Origin of the sequence: Vibrio methylphosphonaticus (assembly GCF_023634655.1) — a bacterium.
Taxonomy (GTDB): domain Bacteria; phylum Pseudomonadota; class Gammaproteobacteria; order Enterobacterales; family Vibrionaceae; genus Vibrio; species Vibrio methylphosphonaticus.
In genome coordinates, this window is record NZ_JAMKMS010000003.1 from 235,190 (window position 1) to 255,624 (window position 20,435).

Here is a 20,435-nt window from a genome sequence, read left to right on the forward strand (position 1 = left end):
AGTCTTTGCGCGATAACGCGTTTATTCTTAATATCAATAGGTAACCTAAAGTTAAGGATATCCCATGGCCAAAGACCTGTTTTCAAATCTCGACCTCAATTTATTGCGTACCTTCATCATTTTGAATCAAGAGCGTAATATGAGAAAAGCCGCTGAACGGCTCTTTGTCTCCCAGCCTGCTGTGAGTAAAGCACTGCAGCGACTCAGAGACCATTTTGGTGATGAGCTCTTTGTCAAAACCCATCATGGGCTACGCGCAACAGAAAAAGCCAATATCCTTGCAGAATCAGTCAGTCCGATTTTGGATGAGCTATCTAACGCAGTCAATCACTCCTCAGAGTTTGACCCCAGTGAACTCGACGGCACCGTCAAAATTGCCATATCACCTTTTTTCCTAAGTAGTATTGCCAGTAAATTATTTCAATCGATAAGAAAAGAAGCACCAAACGTTCAGATCCAGTTGCTAAACTGGAACAAAACGACGCTACAAGATATCGTCAATGACGATGTCCAACTTGGCCTCAATTACTCTATTGCCCACGCGCCAAAAGAGCTGGTACAAACTCAACTAACCACAGATACTTTTCGAGCTTATATGCGTAAAGATCACCCTTTTGATAAAAATGAGATTGAAATGCACGATGGTGGAAAGTTTGAAATCGCCACCCTGATTGCCGCAGATTGGAACTCCAATTTATCCAATACCGAAAAAATGCTCATCATGAGAGGCATAGAGCCTAATGTCGTATTTCGCTCCGAACTGCCTTCCGCTGTTATTGATGTTGTTAAGCACTCAGACATTCTTTTCCCTGCTTCAATGTTCCTTAACCTTGAAGACAATTCCGGCTTACGCTCTCTGCCTATCTTGTTTGGAAACGAAGGGGTGAATACCGACATTAATACCTTCTTCCATTATAAAAATAGAAATAACGCAACCACACAATGGTTACGTAAGAAATTGCATCTAACACTCACCACTTAACCTCACGAACTCATTAATAACCTATGGTTATTAATGAGATAACAGCTACTTATTAATAACTTAGCGTTATTTTCCTAATAAAAGCCTTTCATTGGTGACTATTCTTTAGCAAACCTATACTTCTCTCATCGGCTAGGGACGCCACTTCACAAGCATGAAGCATCCCCCTTTGTTCCACATTATTTTGAGAGATACCAATGAAACTTAAACTTATCAGCACTCTTATCGCAGCGACTTTTTTAGCAGGTTGTTCATCGAATGGCTCTAGCAACGATGGAGACACGGGCCCTGCACCACAAGACGGCATTGCAGACATCACGACCTATGAAGGTGATATTTTCAACGCAGCACTTATTCAAGGTGATGAAGGTGAACACAATGCTTTTGTCGCCGTTGATAACGAAGGAAGTGGTTACGTCCACCTAAATGGTGAAACTTACTTTGTTGAGAACGGTGATGTTACCGACAAAAATGGTGAAGCGGTAGGTAGTATTGAAGGTCAAGATAACGGTTACATCTTCCACGGTAACAATGGTGGTGAAATAACCCTGACAAATGTTGACGGTCGCCTAGTCGTTTCTGGCTACCAACCTCCTCTTCCAGGCAACGATCTGCCGAATGTCGACCCTGATTTTGGGGTTATTCCAACTGACGTTTGGTATATCGATTCTGAAACTGGCGTGCTGACATTCAACGGCGAACCATTGGGCACAATCACACCTACTGACGACGTAAAAGATGGGACTGGTACATATACTATCACCATTGGTGATACCGATGAAGTTAAGCACATTCAGGTCGTAAACTACGGTGGCTACGTTGAGATCAAAGTTCCTGGCAAAGGTCGCCTTGCCGTTACGATAGACAATGGTGTTATTACGAGAATTGGTTGGGATACCCCAGAGATGGATAACCCAATTGAAACAGACCCAGGTTTTGGTAACGACCGAGTTATCAAGGACATTGAACGTTTTGAACGAGCAGATGGAACCGTAATTGTACGAATCTCAGGATTCAACGGAGGAGATATTGAATTTACCACTGACCAACATGGTAAGGTTGTCGGTATTCATGCCAACGAGCAAGCAAAAGCATACTTCAAAGACAAAATCGGCAACGATGTAGACCGCCAAGCGCTTAAATCTAAAATTCAATCGTTATCTCAAGAGCAACGTCAGCAAATTAAACAGGCAGTAAAAGACCGAGTGAGCCGCTCGTAAATAATAAAATCATAATAACCATAAAATCAAAGGAGCCGATTTCATCGGCTCCTTTTTATTTGAGTAATACCGATGAAAAAACTGATTGCCCTATTATTTTTACCGCTTAGTGCCTATGCCAATCACCATGAGTTGGCGTATTACGAACCTTCTATGAGCTTGCAAACATCAAAAGTCGGCGATTCGTGGGTTGGCACGGTTTCCGGAACCGTACAAGCGACTGAAGAAATCAATTTAGGCTTTGAATTGGACTCTACAGGCTATCTTGAACTTGGCGCAGGCTACGGCATGCTACTTGGTGAGACTTATACGGAAGCCTTTGTTACCTATGGGCGCGCTGACATTGTTGATATTTATAACGTTGGTGTCTTTGCTGGAAGAATGTTGACCGATGATGTGCTCATTTTTGGTTCTACATCCTATGAATGGCGAAAAAATGTCATTGGCAAAATTTTAGAGACAGGAGCACAGGCGCATCAAGAATGGAAAACCAGCATTGGAACCAGTTATACACCAATAGATTGGCTAAACGTCAGCTATTCGCTTAATCACGAGCGAATCATGTCCCATACGGATCTAGAGCCTAATATCTTACATGCTGACTTCACGCTAACGTTCAAACCAAAATATGTGGAACCTTATGTGAAGTATCGCTACGGTCAACACCGCGTTCGTCCCGGTGAACCGAGAACAACAGAAGGCACATATGAATTTGGTTTTAATTTCAATTTTAAATAGAGAAATCGAATTTGATTCTCAATCTACTTATTTTATCCTTGTTGATCAGCATTCTGGTTGAGTTAGTCATATTGGTTGGGCTATTAAGTCATTAACGCTTATACCCTTACGCTTAAGGCATTCGTGCTGAATTGTTACTGGTCTGCGATTTAGTTGTTTAGTCTTACACCTTTCATCGGTGACTCTCTCCCCTTAGCATTCTATTGGCTAGGTTTAATTTTTAAAATGACGACAACGAGACCAATGTCTTTGTGTAGTCATGCTCCGGTGCGGCAAACATCGTTTGTGTATCACCCTGCTCTACAATTTCACCGTTTCTCATCACGATGGTGTAATGACACAGTGATTTCACCACATTAAGATCATGACTAATAAAAAGATAGGTCAGCGCGTGTTTCGTTTGCAGTGATTTGAGCAAGTCGAGTACTTGCGCTTGCACCGTACGATCCAGTGATGATGTGGGCTCATCAAGGAGAATAAACTCGGGTTTTAGGATCAGTGCCCTTGCGATTGCAATACGTTGTCGCTGTCCACCTGAAAACTCATTGGGGTAACGATGACGAGTCTCGGGATCAAGATCCACTTCTTTCATCACGTCACAGATCATGTTATCCAACACGTCATCATCATGCTCAAAATGAACACGTAATCCTTCTCCAATCACTTGTGCGACTGACATTCTAGGGTTCAGTGCGGAGAACGGATCTTGAAATACTACCTGCATTCGGCTGCGATAAGGTAACATCCCCTTTCGGTCTAGGGTTTGGATATCCTGACCATCAAACTCGATTAGTCCTTCGCTTTGTACCAATTTAAGTATCGCCATGCCCGTGGTAGATTTTCCTGAGCCACTTTCTCCAACCAAGCCGATAGAATGACCACGCTTTAACTGAAATTGCATGTGATTCACAGCTTTGACATGGTCCACCACTTTTTTAAACAACCCACCTTTGATTGGGAACCACACCTTTAAGTCGTTCACCGCCAATAACGTTTTAGCGCTAGGCTCAATATCAACAGGTAAACCACGCGGATCCGAATTAATCAATGTTTGAGTATAGGCATGTGATGGAGCTGCAAAGACTTGTTGGCATGTACCAATTTCGACCACTTCACCTTGTTTCATTACTGCGACTCGATCTGCTATACGACGCACAATACTTAGATCATGAGTAATAAATAACATCGCCATGCCAAGCTCTTGTTGCAAATCTTTAAGCAAGTCCAATATTTGAGCCTGAACCGAGACATCCAGTGCGGTGGTTGGCTCATCAGCAATCAGTAATTCTGGTTCATTGATTAACGCCATCGCGATCATTACGCGCTGACGCTCGCCTCCTGATAGCTCATGAGGATAAGCGGATATTTTATGCTCAGGTGAGCGTATACCTACCTTTTTTAGCCACGAAACGGCTAATGCTTCGGCTTTAGTCGCTCTCATCCCGCGGTGAATAGCCAGTGTCTCCACCAGCTGCTTACCGACTTTATGCAACGGATTCAAAGACACCATGGGTTCTTGAAAGATCATCCCAATACGCCCACCACGAATGCCTCTAAGTTGCCGGTCAGTGCACGACAACATATCAATACCATCAAAGGTAATACTGCCTTCCATATAATGGCTTGAACCTTTAGGGAGCAGTTTCAGCACCGAGTTCGCGGTCACCGACTTACCAGAACCACTTTCTCCTACCAAAGCGAGCGTTTCGCCTTTGTGAATATTTAGCGAAACTTTATCAGTGACTTGTTCAATATTTTTCCCACTACCAAAACCGACCGAAAGCTTTTCAATGGAAAGCACGCTCTTAACATGCGCTTGCGCAGCGTTTGCTGGTTCAACGGGTGTGGATGCAATGGTCTCTTGCTTCATAATTAAGTCTCAGTATTAGCCCTGTTGATGCGGGTCAAAAGCATCGCGAACGGCCTCACCAGCAAACACTAAAAGTGTCAGCATGATAGAAAGAACAGCAAATGCAGACAGCCCAAGCCACGGCGCTTGCAGATTTGCTTTGCCCTGCGCTAATAACTCACCCAGTGACGGTGAACCCGCAGGTAAGCCAAAGCCAAGAAAATCGAGCGACGTGAGTGTGGTTACTGATCCCGATAAGATAAACGGCATCATGGTTAAAGATGCAACCATCGCATTCGGCAGCATATGTCGCAACATAATGCGTTTGTCGCTCACCCCCATGGCGTGAGCCGCTTTAACGTAGTCAAAATTGCGGCATCGTAAAAACTCTGCTCGTACAACGCCCACTAAACTCATCCAGCTAAACAACACCATAATCCCCAGCAGCCACCAAAAATTGGGCTCAACGAAACTGGATAAGATAATCAATAAGAACAGGGTTGGCATACCAGACCAAACCTCAATAAAGCGCTGCCCAATTAAATCAATCCAACCCCCGTAGTAGCCTTGAGTCGCCCCCACCGCAACACCAATAATGCTCGACACTATGGTTAAAATGACGCCAAACAACACAGATATCCGAAAACCATAAATAATTCTAGCGAGAACATCGCGACCTTTATCATCGGTTCCCAACCAGTTAGCCGAATCCGGAGCAGACGGCACAGAACCCACTATGTTGTAGTTAATGGTATCGTAACTAAAGCGAATCAGTGGCCAAATTATGTAGCCGTTTTCTTCAATAAGGTCGCTGACATAAGGGTCGGTATAATCGGCTTCCGTTTCAAATTCACCACCAAACTCTGTCTCAGTATATTGGCTGAATATCGGGTAGTACCACTGGTTGTCGTACTCGACTAACAGCGGTTTATCGTTAGCAATAAATTCGGCAAATAAACTAAGAAAAAACAATAAGCAAAAGATCCATGTAGACCAGAAGCCCCGTTTGTTGGCTTTAAAACGCTGCCATCTTGCGTTGGTAAGAGGGTTAGCTGCCATCTATCGCGCCTCAAAATCAATACGTGGATCGACCCACATATAGGTTAAGTCAGAAATAATACTCAAGATCAGACCTAAGAGCGTCATGATATACAAAGAACTAAACACCACTGGGTAGTCCCGTTGAATGGTTGATTCAAAGCCAAGTAACCCTATCCCTTCTAACGAGAACATCACTTCAATGAGCATTGAACCCGTAAAGAAAATACTGATAAATGCGCTTGGAAATCCGGCAATGATAATTAGCATGGCATTACGAAAAACATGCTTATAAAGGATGCTATTTTCATCCAACCCTTTGGCGCGAGCGGTCACCACATATTGCTTATTGATCTCATCTAAAAATGAGTTCTTAGTCAGCATACTGAGTGTGGCGAACCCCCCAATCACCATCGCCAGAATGGGCAACGTTAAGTGCCAGAAGTAATCAATAATTTGCTGATACCAATTCAATTGATCAAAATTGCTCGACACCAGCCCCCTTAATGGGAACCAACTGAAATAGTTGCCGCTAGCAAAAAGAATGATAAGGATAATGGCGAACAAAAAACCCGGTATTGCATAACCAATAATGATCATGGCACTGGACCAAATATCAAACCGAGAGCCATGGTGAATCGCTTTAAATATCCCTAGAGGTATCGAGATTAAGTAGATAATCAGAGTACTCCACAGCCCTAGAGAAATCGAGACAGGGAGGCGGTCTTTAATTAAATCAATAACATTGCCACCACGAAACAGGCTATCACCAAAATTAAACATGGCGTAATTCTTCAGCATATCAAAGTAACGCTCGTGGATAGGTTTATCAAAACCAAATTGTTTGCGAATCGCTTCCACCACTTCAGGGTCTAGGCCACGCGACCCTTTGTACCCTGTTGATACATCATCGGAGCTAGTATCCAGTTCGACTTCCTTACCACCACCACTAAAGCGCTCCATAACACCGGAGTTTAATCCCTGCATTTGCGCAATAGCTTGCTCTACAGGCCCACCAGGTGCGACCTGAATGATAAAAAAGTTAATAGTAATGATCGCCCAAAGCGTTGGGATAACCAGCAATAGTCGCCGAAAAATATAGGCCGCCATAATGTCCTCTTATCGACGCTTTTCAGGAAGCTTGTCAGCTTTCTCTTTAGATACCCACCAGGTATCAATACCTAGGTCATAAGTAGGTAGAACATTAGGGCGCTCAAATTTATCCCATGTTGCCACACGATATTTTTTAATGTACCACTGAGGAATAATGTAGTAATTCCATTGCAATACCCTATCAAGGGAGCGACCTAACGCTAAAAGCATCTCAGGGGATTCTTGATTCTGCTCGATAAGATCCGTCAACTCATCAATCACAGGGTCTTTAACCCCTGCTTGATTATAAGTAGAATCAATAAAGTTAGAGTTCCACACAATCTTTAGGTTAGAGCTTGGGTAAGGGTGCTCAGAATACCTTGAAGAAACCATATCAAAATCACGGTCTCGCCAACGTTTTAGGTATTGAGTGGTATCGACCGTACGTAATCGCATATCAATACCCATCGCCCGCATGTTTTTTTGTAGCGGAATCGCTATTCGCTCTGTCGTTGGGCTATACATCAACAACTCAAAGCTCAGGGGTTCACCCGTTTCAACGTTCGTCATGACCTTGTTTTTTAATACCCAGCCAGCTTCTTTGAGTAACGCAAATGCCTTGCGCATTTGAGGACGAATACGCCCTGACCCGTCCGTCACTGGCGGATTGTACTCTTCGATGAATACTCGCTCGGGAACTTGGCCTTTATATTTATTCAAAATAGCTAACTCAGCCTCACTAGGTACACCTTTTGCTTCATAGTCAGTATTTTGGAAGTAGCTACGTGTCCTTGTATATTGGTTATAGAACATGTTCTTGTTCATCCACTCAAAATCCATTGCATAATTTAGCGCCTCACGGACTTTAGGATCACTAAAAACAGCTCGCTCTGTATTGAACACAAAGGCTTGAGTCGACATTGGTTTATGGTGTTCTATTTCTTCTTTATTTATATAGCCTTTGTCAAAATTTGCGCCCGAATAAGAGCTCGCCCAAAATTTAGCACTGGATTCCTGCCTAAGATCAAACTCCCCCGCTTTAAACGCTTCAAGCATAACCGTATCATCACGATAGTAGTCATATTGTACAATTTTGAAGTTATTGCGCCCGACGTTTACTGGTAGATCCTTAGCCCAGTAGTTTTCATCAAGCTCATAAGTCAAACTCTGTCCAACTTTATAATCGACGATTTTATAAGCGCTACTGCCTACAGGAGGCTGAGACAGTGGTTCGGCAAAATTTTTGTCTTTCCAAAAGTGTTCAGGCAACACTTGGGTATTTTTTGCGATGCCAAACAGCTTCTCTTTATTAGGTACTGACATTTCGATACGAACTGTCCGCTCGCTTATCGCCTTAACGGATTTAACATCTTTGTAGTAAACCCTGTACTGAGGCACGCCCTCTTTCATGAATTTATCAAAGGTAAATTCAACATCCTTGGCGGTAATCGGGTGACCATCGCTGAATCGAGCCTTGGGGTTGATATCCACTTCTAACCAAGAGTAATCATCTGAATAGCGAATTTTTTGCGCGATCAACGGATAGTATGAATCAATTTCATCACTGGGTGAGAACATAAGTGGGTCATACAAATTGCCGGTAGCGGCGGCTGGTTGGCCTCTAGAGGCAAAACGATTGAAGTTGTCGTAAGTGCCAATTTGGCCATAAGTGACTTTACCAAACTTGGGAGCGTCTGGATTAACGTAGTCAAAGTGAGTGAAGTTTTCAGGATACTTAGCGGTACCAAAACCAACCAAAGTGGTACTTTCTATTGTATTTGCGGCGATTGCACTGGTGGCGAACCATCCTAGTGTAACCAACACAACGTTTCTCAATACTGCCATCCCTTTCTCCCTAAAATAGAAAAAGGGCGTTTTAAGGCGTCCTTTTCCTTACAAGCTAACAACAAGTAAATTTGATTATACTGTTATAAATAGCTGTATTTCACGGGGTTTTCAAGGGGTAGAGCCGATTAAGAAATGATTTAACATTAAAGTTTGCAGTACCTTCGCAAAGGTGCTGAATTCTTAGCCGCATAAGTCACAAGCGACGATGTCTTGCCGCTCTGAGCAATACATATGCACCCGACCACGACAGCCTTTTTTCGACACGTAAAGCGCCTTGTCAGCACGTTCGATAATATTGCCTTCAATCGCCGAATGCGTCGCGACACCAATAGAACACGACACTCCAAACGCTTTACCGCTGCTGCTGACGAAGCTCAACGCATCTATTTTTTTAGAAAGACGACTCGCCAATAAGTGGGCTTGTTCAAGACTGCTTCCCGGTAGGATTAAGACAAACTCGTCACCACCATAGCGGCACAATAAATCTTCTTCTCTTGTGCCTTTATTTATCGCGTTAACCACCGCTACAAGAACCCTGTCTCCGACGGAGTGGCCGTATTTGTCATTAATGGGTTTAAAACGGTCGACATCAATAATCAGAACTGAACATTGCGTCCCGTCATTTTGGTATTTTTGATACTGCTCTTCCAACGCTAAATGCAAATACCGACGATTATAACAACCTGTTAATCCGTCCGTATTAGCCTCTTCTAATAGCGTTTGACGCTCTTCCATGTCTTTTGATATATCAACAGCAAAGCCAATAACACCCAGCACTTCGCCATTTTTAACAATGGGGGAAGAGACCGTCAAATGGTACTGCTCTTCGTCACCAATAAAAAACGGGATCTTTTGTTGAGCGGGTTTGCGGGATGCAATGACGCGCTTATCATTAGCGCGCATCAATTTAGCCGTACCATAACTAAACAAATGCCAGTCCGTTTTGCCTCGAATACCATCTAAATCAACACCAAAGGTATCGACTGCCTTTTTGTTGACGTATTGGTAGTTGCCGTTGCTATCTTTTATAAAGATATACGCATCAACAGCGTCAAAGACTTCTGATAAGCCTAGTAACTCTTCTTGAGATCCTTGATGTGCTGACAATATAAGATCGAGCATAAATTCGCTTTATAAAATGCATTGGGTTGAATATAGAATGCTAGAGTTTAAACCCTAGTTGACGATTATTCCTGCGTCTTAACGACTTTTCTAAGTCCAAAGTTTATTTTCGTTACGCACTGCACATTTTTTGAATTAATGTCACAAAAAAAGGCTGAATCAATCAGCCTTTCTATTTTTTGCCTTACTTAAACATTACAAGATCACAATATTAATAACATTATTGATCTTATTTCTACCACCATACATCGGCTTGAAAGCCTACAATAAAGTCACTTGCCGCATCACCCTTACTGTCTTTGCTAGTCCAAGATTCAGGAAGGTAGGTTGCAAGTAGTCTAACTTCCGGCGCCACTCCAAGTGAGGTTGGAAGAATAAACGTTGGCGCGACAGTATATTTTGTCTGCTTCCATGAGTTACCATTCCAATTGTTGTAAACATAGCCAGCTTCTCCTTGAAGATAAAAGTGCTGACTCACTGGTATCGTTGGTCTTACCATTGCAGATGCCCAGTAGTTATAACCGCCATCGGTACGCGCACTACCCGTAGCCATATCGTTGTATTGTGCTTGAATGGAAGGAAACAAACTCACGCCATTATCAAAAGTATATCCGCCCCACATTAATATACGAGCGGAAGTATCATCGTCTTCTAATTGGGTAAGAAGATACGAGGCTTCTCCTGCGGCTCCCCAGTCATTATGCTGTCCCTGTGCCAATGAACCTGGATGATACGCATTATAGTCTGTGATTGTTCCCCCTAATAAATTACCTGCTCCTAGACCCTTACCACCTTGTACTATTATCTTAGAGAAACCATTTCCAGGAATAGCAAAGAAACTGCTTAGATTGTAAGTAGCCGTCAAATCATAACCCGTTTCCGCCCACTCTTTACCGGTTGTATCCCAGTTGTCTGGCATCGCTTTTAGCAACGCAGATAACTTTAAGTTACCAAACGTTGATGAAATATTAAGGGCATGCATTAAGTTATTTAGGTTCGTAGCATTATTACCAACGGCAGCCGGTGAAGTGGCCCAGCGGTCGACATCCTCATTCACTCTATCACTGCCGATGTACGCTAAATCAACAATTGAGTCACCGAGCTCATAACCTTGAATTCCAATACCCGTTCCTGACATGTCAGTATAAAAGAAGTCGGTCATGAATATATAATTATCCGCTTTACCGTATTCTCTTCGTCCCGCCCAAAACGTACCCGACGGCGTAATACCGTTAAGTTCGATGAACGCATTGGTAATACCAGCATCAATCGCATCAGAGCTTGACGTTAACGCTGACTCCTTCCCTGACTTACCAATCCCAAAATGAATTTTGAAGCTGCGTTCATCTTCAAATACCCACGTACTGGCAAAGTTTGCTTTGTAGTCATTGTCGGCTTCAATTCCAAGGCGACCTAATGTCTCTTTTTGTCCTGCGTAGTTTGCGCGTTTGAAATCATTCTCTGCACTGGTAATGACACCAGTCCTAAAGTATCCATGAAACTCAAACCCTTCTGTTTCTTGTGCAAAAATCCCGGTATTGACGCTCAATGCGGCAACAACGCCTAACGCTATTTGTGATACTTTCATGTAAATGCCACTCCATTTTTTGTAAGCACTTTCTTTATGATCGTTAATGATTCTGATAAAAACGCTTAACCACTGCGATATATAACTGCTGAACTTTATTTAATATCGCTAATAACGACGTGTATTAGCGATATTAAGAGTAAAAATTAACGAACAAGACGGATGTTATCTAAGAATACGGTCAGGGATGCATTGGGCTCTAAAACGAGTAGGTTCTTAACCTTAGATAAATCGACCGTACTTCCTTTCGCAAATCGGTTACCGTTACTCACAAGTTGCGAGAGTGGAATTCTTACTTCCTGCCACTGCTCTCCCACTTTTAAAGGCACTTCATAATCGCCAGCAAGTGGCCAACCGCTGTCCATTTTGACTAATAACTGAGAATCACTATTTGCCGTCGGAACTTTAATATCAAATACCAACTCACCTTTATCCGCCCAATCACTTAAATCGAGTTCAGGAGTGATGAAATACGCATTACCGACTTTGCCTTTTTTAGTTAATTCAATCACTTTGCCACGTTTAGGCTCGTCGATGAATAACACACTAACTTGACCATCCGGATCGTAACCACTCACAACAAGGTGCTTATTTAGCTCATCACCAAAAATGGACAGTTCGTTACCTTTACCGTAGTCCTTATCAGCAATAATAATTGGTGGTGCAGCGTTTCCTTTTACGAACTTAGCGTCATCAGAAACGGTAGCACACCCCTTGCCAGTATCTGGGTCTACGCTACATTCAAATACACGAACGTAATCAACCGCCAATGTTTGCGGGAAGATGTCATTATCAATCCCGCCCTCATTACGATTAGCTGACCAAGAGCCTCCTACCGCGAGGTTAATCAACATATGAAATCGCTCGTTAAATGGTGCGCTTTCCTTTGCAGTGGTAAGCGAACCATTTTCTTTGTACTGGCTATACCAACCATCTTGACGCTGAGTCGCAAAATGAATGTTATCAACATACCAACGGACTTCACCTTCTTCCCATTCAACAGCGTATGTATGGAAACCATCTGCAGGGTTGATTTGATTTGGCAGGTGATAGTCAGTGCCAGAGCTGACATTTTCAGGCCATTGACGCCCATAATGTAGCGTGCCATATATACGACTTTCTAACTCACCTACAGGAGCCTCTTCTATATCGGTTTGCACCTTGAGGTTAACCGCCTCCATGATGTCTATTTCACCAGAAGCTGCCCAAGTCCCATATTTTTGGTCCGTCGGTAGCATCCATATTGCGGGCCAAGTGCCCTGTCCGTGAGGCAACCTTGCTCTTATTTCAAAACGACCGTATTTCCAATCACCTTTATTTAATGTGCGTAGTCTTGCAGAGGTAAAAGGCAGTGTTGCTTTTGAGCGCATATCGCCTTTATTGTTATTTGGTCCAGTGAAACTGCCTTCTTTCGCGACAATATGCAGGACTCCATTATCAACAAATGAATTTACTTTCCGCTTGGTATAACATTGCTGCTCATTATTTCCCCCACCCCAACAGTTCTCTTCATGACTCCACTTCGACTTGTCAATTTCATCTCCTTGAAATTCGTCGTTCCAAACCATATTCCAAACAGCGTCAGGACTTCCGGTAGGGTCATTCAATTCTTCTTTAGAAAATGTCAGTGGCTCGCTGGTAGAACTACAGCCAAATAAAGCTACGAGCAGCGCAGAAGATAGAGCGGAACGTGTAGTTACATTCTTGATCATATTAATTCCCTGTATGACGATACCTTCCGTTTTACAATGAAAAGAATCCGTCTTTACTATTGATTTATATTGTTATGCTTACGATTAAAAATTAGGGGTGTAATTTCACAGATTGCATGAATATGTTTTTGGCTATCGCCGGGTTCGTCGCCCTATTAACAAGCGATAATGCTTCTTCAAATTTATTTTGTTTTACCAAATCGACAATTTCTAAACCGTAATTATTGAGGTCTCGCTGAGTTAAACTGGCTTTATATTGTTCAAATGAACTGACGGTGAGAATAGGTAGTGATGCCGCTTGTTGAACAGGCTCCACTTGTCCCGATTTAGATTTAGGCGGTAGCCCTTTTTCTATACCATCGATGGATAACGTTAACTTTCCCATGGCGCTATGAATAGAAAACGGCTGAAGCACACGTTTCTGCATTTCAATGCTTTGACTGCGTTGCGCTGCAAACGAGTCTGGCAACTGCCGCGACGTTTTTTCAACCAGGGACGCCTGTGTGGTGTATATCACCAAATATTCGGCTTGTTCGTTCTTATTCATCACCACTGATAAGTGATAGCGATCTGGATGAAAAATCGTTTGCTTTTCCAAAATCAAATCATCATTTGTGCTAGTGTGAATAACAGAATAATCACTATTAAGTAGCTGAACCTTAGGTACAAATACTTGGTTTTCTATATTGGAATAAACATCAAAACGCTGAATATGTCCAAAGCGTGAAAGGTCATAAGCCTGAAAAAACGACTTCCCAGTCGGAAACTCGAAAGCTTGAGATCGATGATTCAATTCGATGGTTAACTCATTTGTATGACTCAGCTCTTGATAATGCAGCTCTGAATAGTCTAGGCAGCACAACGGAGCCGCCGCTAATACGCTCGTGCCAGAAACGTCTGAATGCTGAGGAATTTGGCTGCACCCTACGACAGTTGAGAGCAATATCGATGCTAGTAATGGTAATTTCATATACATTCCTTTGCCTTTTACAAACTGCGACACTTAATACTAGAAATAAAAACGTCGGGATAACTGAGTACACATATCCCCATATGCTTCCTCCCCCAAATAACACTATCCCGACAAAAACTGGTCAGCCTAGACGCTTAATTCGTTAATAGCCATTCTCACATTCCTTATGTTTGATAATCACGCTATAAGCACAAGAAAAAGAAAGCGCTTTCTTTTGTAATTAAAAAAACAGTGCTGACTCTTAATTAACCATTCATTTAAATGTACGGAAATTTAAGCGTCTAATCCTCTTTTCTCTTGATAATAGAAGAGTAATCGAAAATAGCCTTACTGTACACGGATGATCGGCTTCCCTATCTTAAACCTTGAACAACATCACCATAAAGAAAGCGCTTACATTTCACAACGTGTGCTTGGTCACTAAATCATCAACTTTTCCCAATCCTGTCCGTCAAGAAATGAAATTCGCAACTTTGATCACGTTTTTCTTTTTGAAACATCGAACTTACGTTAACACATCACGGTATTACTATGATTCTGTTGTATAATTTCATCGTTAAATGATTAGGAATATAAGATTGATTACGATAAAAGAAGTCGCTGAACTCGCTCAAGTTTCTCAAGCAACGGTCTCAAGAACGCTTAATGGGCACGCTTCTGTCAAAGAAGCAAACAAAACTCGAGTATATGCAGCGATCGAGCAATTGGGCTATAAACCAAATGCGTTTGCCCAGGCGCTAGCTTCAAACCGCTCATGCAGTATTGGTATGTTGGTGGGAACCCTAGATGGTCCCTTCTATGGACCGATGATGCATGAAGTGGAAAAAGTCGTACGTAAAGAAAACTACCACCTAATCATTACCAGCGGTCATGAAAAATATGACGAAGAGCATGAATCTATCCGCTTTCTTCGTTCCAAAAAAGTAGACGGCCTAGTACTGACTGTCGATACCCTACCCGATAGCGAACTGCTAGAAATCGCCAACGAAGTCGAAGCGACGGTGCTCATTAACCGTTATATTCCAGAGATAGCCGATCGTTGTATTTGGATAGATAATGAACGAGGCGGCTTTCTTGCAACCGAACACCTTATTCAAAAAGGCCACCTACATATTGGCTGTGTGACGGGTCAATTAAGCAAAGTCGACAGCCGAGATCGTCTACAAGGTTTTCGAAACGCACTGAGCCAATATGGTATTGACTACAATCCACACGCGGTTGTTGAAGGACGTTTTGATCACAAGTGCAACCATGAAGCCATTCGTCGCTTGCTCGACCGAGATATTCCTCTCACCGCAATTTTCTGTATGAATGATAATATTGCGATGACGGCGTATAGCTTGTGTATTGAAAGAGGTCTCACTGTTGGCGAAGACATTTCAATTATCGGTTTTGATAACGTATCATTTGGTCAATATATGACACCGGGATTGACCACCATTGACTTTCCAATTCAAACCATGGCAACCGAAGCCGCTAAGAAAGTCATGGGAATCGTGCAAGGCAAGAGTAACGCGAAGCAGCCAAGCGCACCTATTGTCCCAGACGTTATTGTTAGAGGCTCAGTCAAAGATTTAACAGAGTGATTCCCTGCAAAATCGGAAAAACATTTTTATCGCTGTTCAGTTTTCATTGCCAATCAATTTTTGTCGCGCACTTCTTTTCAAGAATAATAAAGGGGAGCACCAAATGGTGACTCCCCTTTATATGATTAAGCCTAATACTTATAGCCTAGGCAGAAACGCAAAGTATTTTCTTTACTTACCACCCCCCAACGTCGCATAGCGACTATTGAATAGCCCTGTTACATCATGCTCATTGGCAAATTAACCGTTACTGCTTTTACTTGGTGAGCACGAGAAAAGATAGCGTTGCTGAGCAGCGTTGGTATCGTAGCCGATTTTAGTATTGTCACCTCACCCGAAACCATTTCAACGTCAATACTCAACTCTTTCGATTGGTTAATGACATACATAAATGGCACCTGACAATACGTAAATGCAAGGCTATTGACTGGCATTGGTATACTTTGTCGCTGCCCTTCTACATCAAAGTAACAGAACGTGTTCGGTTGAGTAATGAACTCTTGTTTTTGTAACAACGTCGGTGAGATATGGATTTCACCATCCGTAATCTCAATACCCAGTTCACCAAAGCGCGTTAAAATCTCTTCTTTCACTTGTCCTGTCATTCCCGGTTGCTGTGCACCCGCTTGTTTAGGAGTATGAGAATAAGGGTCTGTAGGGAATGCGCCATATACATCTGGTGTTTTATTAAACCCTATCCCCGCGCGGACGCGATAGTAATAATCAGCTAGCTTAGCCGTTTCTTCGCTTTCCGGAGATTCCAAGTATGCACGTTGATAATTCTCTTGTACTGCGAGTAGCAGCTTAGAAACCATGTGCCAATAAATACAACCTAAGCCTTCATAACCAAACATCGTGCCTGAACGGCCTGTAAATGCTTTATGGTTAAACGTCAGCTCGTAGATGTCTTTTATTTGTTCCCAGTCCTGTTCTGAATGGGCAGGGTAATCATCCTTCACTTCTGCGATTTTATCGATTAACTTACCCACATTTTCAAAATCAGCATTAAAGTGTACCTGTTGATTGCCACCCGCAACGACCAATCGCTTGTCATTGGCAGCTAACATGACTTGGAGTAATTCACAGTGCTCTAGCATAGTACTTGAGACTTGGTTTTTATCTAAATAACTTGGTAACGTTCGATCTGGATAGAGCATGAAACTCTGTTGATCTTCCCGGTACATATCACTAGCAAATAGCTTATCTAACAACGTAATAGCTTGCTTGGAATCCAGAATACCGGAACTCAATATGGCAACCTGCCCTTCTAGCATGGGGTACAACTCCGCAACTTCAGCCGTGCCATGAGACAAGTCCAGAATATTGTAAGCATTGTACAAACCATCGCTGCGTTTGTTATTCATAATACTTTGATCAAGCAATGACACACTGACGTCCAACAACTCATTGATTTTGCTCATATCGATATTGGATTTACCACTAAACCCATCCGCGTATACTCGTTGGCGATACGCATCTGCACTCTCTTCAAGGTTAACTAACATCTGTTTGCGAAGCTCTGGTGTAATGTCATTACTTCGTACAATCGTTAACATTTCTTTTAGGCGAGTATTCGTGTTCAGTAACCATGTTGACACTTCGTTAGACAACTCAACACTCATAGACGCTTTACAGACAAGCTTTCGCAAGAAAGTGACATAGCGACGAATGTAATACAACGTCACCATCGATAAACCATTACCAACAATTGCGTTATTCGCATCGTTCCATTCTGGGCGCTGGGTATTAAGCCAAATACCACCATCAAGAACAAAGTTACTCAACTTTGACAACAGAGGGACCAACAATTTTTCCAGCAGATTAACTTGATAAACTTCGCCATTTCTATCGAGTAGTAAGCGACCGTCACTGCCTAGCGTTGCGCTTAATTCTTCTGTTAACTGTTGCTTTTGAGTATTAAAAGAAACCGTGTCTTTCGGGTTTGCAAGTAACCCTTCTACATTACACAGCTCATAAGGCACATTGGCGTAACTATAGTTCGCGTCAGAGAGCCATGATGTCAGGTCATTATGGTGATATTTGTCGGCAAGCTCTAAGAACTTAAGTAGGTAAATGATCTGGTGATCACCCCAATAACCAATATTGCTCCAAGGGTCATCCAGTTCCAATAATTCCCAGTCCACCCCTTCTTTTGTAATTCGATAAGGATTATAGCCATCAACCGTCGATGCGTTGACAAACTTAGCAATAAACGAACCAATAAAATGCGGATAACTCAGCGCCATAGCTTCCCAGTTTTGGAAAATATCGCGCCAATTCCCTTGATAGGCAAGGAGTCGATTTCCCTCATCATCACGCACTTTTATTTCAAAGTGGTTCCATGGCCGGCTTGGATCACCGTGCCTGCGACCAAACGTTAGCGGTAAATATTCGTAACATAAGCGTACAAGCTGGTCATCACCTGTAGCTTTGGCTGCTGCCATTAACTCTGGGTGCGTAAGGTTCGCATTTAAAGAGGCAATGAAATCACTATGTCGTTCAAACACGCGGCTGTTCATCGCCTTTAATGAACTAATGACATCGGCAGTATCAAGGTGATACCCCGATACAAACACACCACCACGCATATTGTTAAACAATACATTGGCGTAATGGTGCACGCTCGTTTCTTCATTTGATGTTAATTGCCAAGCGTCAGCACCTGACATTAACGTAACGAGATCCAACTGATTACGCGCGACATCCTCCTGTACCAATTTCAGGAGGTCGTCACCACGGTGTATCGACTGCCTTAGTTCATCGACTTCTACGTGGGTTTTGTCGATATCAGCGACCATCAACCAAGCCTTTTTCTCTGCTGGCTTTAGTTCAATAGCTTGATGAATAAAATAAGCGCCACGTTCACCGCGGGTAAGTTGGTCATGCTGTATCGGCAAGCCTTTCCTAAATTGCCCCAATGCTTTTGCACTCAGTAAAATATCGGCGTCATTATCCGTGATAGAAAACGCTGTCGTTGTCCTTAGAGACTCTGCCGGTTCGGCTCGGTCACTAAGCTTTGCGTACATGCTGTACGTTGCCATAGGCAAGTCATCAACACGCTCGTTCCATTTGTAAGCATCAACAAGTGCACTGCGAGTCTGCAACGCCTGTAATGGCGCCCCCGATGGAAGTAAGTTCTGGATACCATCGATCACTTCCATGTGCACATTCGTTTGCGATAAGTTGGTGATTTCCGTTTCTCTTACGAAACCAAATGCCTCACCACAGCTCCAACTGTACTGATAGCGTAGTGCTAAAGAGTGGTTCACTTCCTCAAAAATAATTTTGTCACCGACTGAGTTCTTATATAAGTTCCTTTGAACCTCATATCGACCATCATGGTGCTCATTATAGGGTTCCCATAGCAATGGCGCCCCATCCCCTCTCACAACCTTGACGATGGTTTTCGCGCCCGTGTTGTGGGCGCTCTCATGAATATGGTCCACTGAACGATACGGGAAAAGGGCGTTCTCTGGACGAACACGCCCGGCAGACAAAGCACCAGTAGACGAAATAAAGAACCAATGATTACTTGCTGATACCACACTGATAAAAAATGGGGACATTTGGTCCACATCACTAATTTTGTAAAATCGCTCTCCGTCTCGATCGACAAATTGCCCTGATACGGCTGAAGCACTCTCTTTTGGTCTATTTTCCATAATGTATATCACTTATTTGAAAGCGCTTTCTTTTGCGCTAAAATGAGAATTAAAGGTTGTGGCAACGAGCAAAGTGCTCAGGTGCAATTTGTACTGGCTCTGGCATCTGGGTCTGACACTGCTCTGATGCATTCGGACAGCGCATATAAAATGGGCAACCAACACTATCAGGCTTCCACAACGGTATATCCCCTTTCTTCACCATGAGTTCACGACGACCAGCCTTGCCTGCTTCCGGCACAGCGGAAAGCAACAATTTAGAATAAGGATGCTGCGGGTTTTGAGTTACGTTATCACTTGCTCCCCACTCCACCATGTGACCAACGTACATAACTGCGGTTTTCTCAGCAAAATAACGAGCCGTGGCGATATCATGAGTAATATACATAAATGAGATACCATGCTTGTCTTTAAGGTCCGCCATTAAATTCAAAATACCCAGTCGAACAGAGACATCTAGCATCGAAATAGGCTCGTCAGCCAAGATGACTTCAGGGTCAACGGCAAGCGCACGAGCAATAGCAACACGTTGCCGTTGCCCACCACTCAATTCATGGGGGAATTTTTCCGCCGTTTCTTTTACCGGTGATAAACCTACCAATTCAAGTAAGTCGTATACTAACTGTGGCACGGCTTCTTTTGCTGCACGTTTATGTATCAGTAGCGGACGTGCAATATGATGATAGATCGTGTGCACGGGATTTAGGCTGCCAAACGGGTCTTGAAAGATCATCTGTACTTGACGTGCGTACTCAAGAGCCCCATTTTTTTCGATGTAAGTGTTAAGTGGTACACCCTTAAAGCTAATGTTGCCGGATGTCTCATCATAAATGCGAGTTAGGATTCGAGCACCCGTGCTCTTGCCTGACCCAGATTCTCCAACAATCGCTAACGCTTCACCTTTTTTAAGTTCAAACGAGACATCATTGACTGCACGCATTACATTACTTTTTGCCGATTGACCAAGAGGAAAATCTTTGACTAAATTGTTGACGGAAAGAATCACTTCATTACTTTGCATCTTT

The 20,435-nt window shown here is 42.9% G+C and carries 14 protein-coding genes; 4 read left to right on the forward strand and 10 right to left on the reverse strand.

Features of this window, described 5'->3' with window-relative positions; all coding sequences use genetic code 11:
• The first annotated feature begins 64 nt into the window (after positions 1 to 64).
• The 3 genes from M9196_RS05100 to M9196_RS05110 all read left to right on the forward strand — a co-directional run bounded on the left by M9196_RS05100 (position 65) and on the right by M9196_RS05110 (position 2,940).
• A complete protein-coding gene (locus M9196_RS05100) occupies positions 65 to 982 on the forward strand; it encodes a LysR family transcriptional regulator (RefSeq protein WP_250616444.1) in 918 nt (305 codons plus the stop codon).
• Positions 983 to 1,179: 197 nt separating this feature from the next.
• Positions 1,180 to 2,202: a hypothetical protein gene (locus M9196_RS05105; RefSeq protein WP_250616445.1), complete on the forward strand. Its 1,023-nt coding sequence runs from the start codon at positions 1,180 to 1,182 to the stop codon at positions 2,200 to 2,202.
• Positions 2,203 to 2,274: 72 nt separating this feature from the next.
• The gene (locus M9196_RS05110; RefSeq protein WP_250616446.1) at positions 2,275 to 2,940 is read left to right on the forward strand and encodes a hypothetical protein; all 666 of its coding nucleotides are present in this window, start codon (positions 2,275 to 2,277) and stop codon (positions 2,938 to 2,940) included.
• Positions 2,941 to 3,160: 220 nt separating this feature from the next.
• Here M9196_RS05110 and M9196_RS05115 read toward each other — a convergent pair whose 3' ends face one another.
• From M9196_RS05115 to M9196_RS05150, 8 genes are all read right to left on the reverse strand, one after another.
• Positions 3,161 to 4,810 carry an ABC transporter ATP-binding protein gene (locus M9196_RS05115; RefSeq protein WP_250616447.1) on the reverse strand — a complete coding sequence of 550 codons (1,650 nt, stop codon included), beginning with the start codon at positions 4,808 to 4,810 and terminating at the stop codon, positions 3,161 to 3,163.
• 15 nt (positions 4,811 to 4,825) lie between these two features.
• On the reverse strand, positions 4,826 to 5,848 hold the full coding sequence (locus M9196_RS05120) for an ABC transporter permease (RefSeq protein ID WP_250616448.1): 1,023 nt from the start codon (positions 5,846 to 5,848) through the stop codon (positions 4,826 to 4,828).
• Positions 5,849 to 6,937, reverse strand: coding sequence for a microcin C ABC transporter permease YejB (locus tag M9196_RS05125; protein WP_250616449.1), 1,089 nt, complete (start codon positions 6,935 to 6,937; stop codon positions 5,849 to 5,851).
• Between the two features lie 9 nt (positions 6,938 to 6,946).
• Complete coding sequence (locus M9196_RS05130; RefSeq protein ID WP_250616450.1) at positions 6,947 to 8,764, reverse strand: extracellular solute-binding protein; 1,818 nt, start codon at positions 8,762 to 8,764, stop codon at positions 6,947 to 6,949.
• 183 nt (positions 8,765 to 8,947) lie between these two features.
• Entirely contained in the window at positions 8,948 to 9,889 is a 942-nt protein-coding gene (locus M9196_RS05135) for a sensor domain-containing diguanylate cyclase (protein WP_250616451.1), read from the reverse strand.
• A gap of 235 nt (positions 9,890 to 10,124) precedes the next feature.
• Complete coding sequence (locus M9196_RS05140; protein ID WP_250616452.1) at positions 10,125 to 11,477, reverse strand: carbohydrate porin; 1,353 nt, start codon at positions 11,475 to 11,477, stop codon at positions 10,125 to 10,127.
• Positions 11,478 to 11,623: 146 nt separating this feature from the next.
• Entirely contained in the window at positions 11,624 to 13,189 is a 1,566-nt protein-coding gene (locus tag M9196_RS05145; RefSeq protein ID WP_250616453.1) for a glycoside hydrolase family 16 protein, read from the reverse strand.
• Between the two features lie 91 nt (positions 13,190 to 13,280).
• Complete coding sequence (locus M9196_RS05150; RefSeq protein WP_250616454.1) at positions 13,281 to 14,159, reverse strand: MalM family protein; 879 nt, start codon at positions 14,157 to 14,159, stop codon at positions 13,281 to 13,283.
• Positions 14,160 to 14,740: 581 nt separating this feature from the next.
• On the opposite strand from M9196_RS05150, the gene M9196_RS05155 reads away from it, so the two are divergent.
• Positions 14,741 to 15,748, forward strand: coding sequence for a LacI family DNA-binding transcriptional regulator (locus M9196_RS05155; RefSeq protein ID WP_250616455.1), 1,008 nt, complete (start codon positions 14,741 to 14,743; stop codon positions 15,746 to 15,748).
• 218 nt (positions 15,749 to 15,966) lie between these two features.
• Here the strand turns inward: M9196_RS05155 and M9196_RS05160 are convergent, their stop codons facing one another.
• Positions 15,967 to 19,410 (reverse strand): hypothetical protein, encoded by a 3,444-nt coding sequence (locus M9196_RS05160; RefSeq protein ID WP_250616456.1) that lies wholly within the window; start codon positions 19,408 to 19,410, stop codon positions 15,967 to 15,969.
• A gap of 49 nt (positions 19,411 to 19,459) precedes the next feature.
• The gene (locus M9196_RS05165) at positions 19,460 to 20,431 is read right to left on the reverse strand and encodes an ABC transporter ATP-binding protein (protein WP_250616457.1); all 972 of its coding nucleotides are present in this window, start codon (positions 20,429 to 20,431) and stop codon (positions 19,460 to 19,462) included.
• Positions 20,432 to 20,435: the final 4 nt, after the last annotated feature.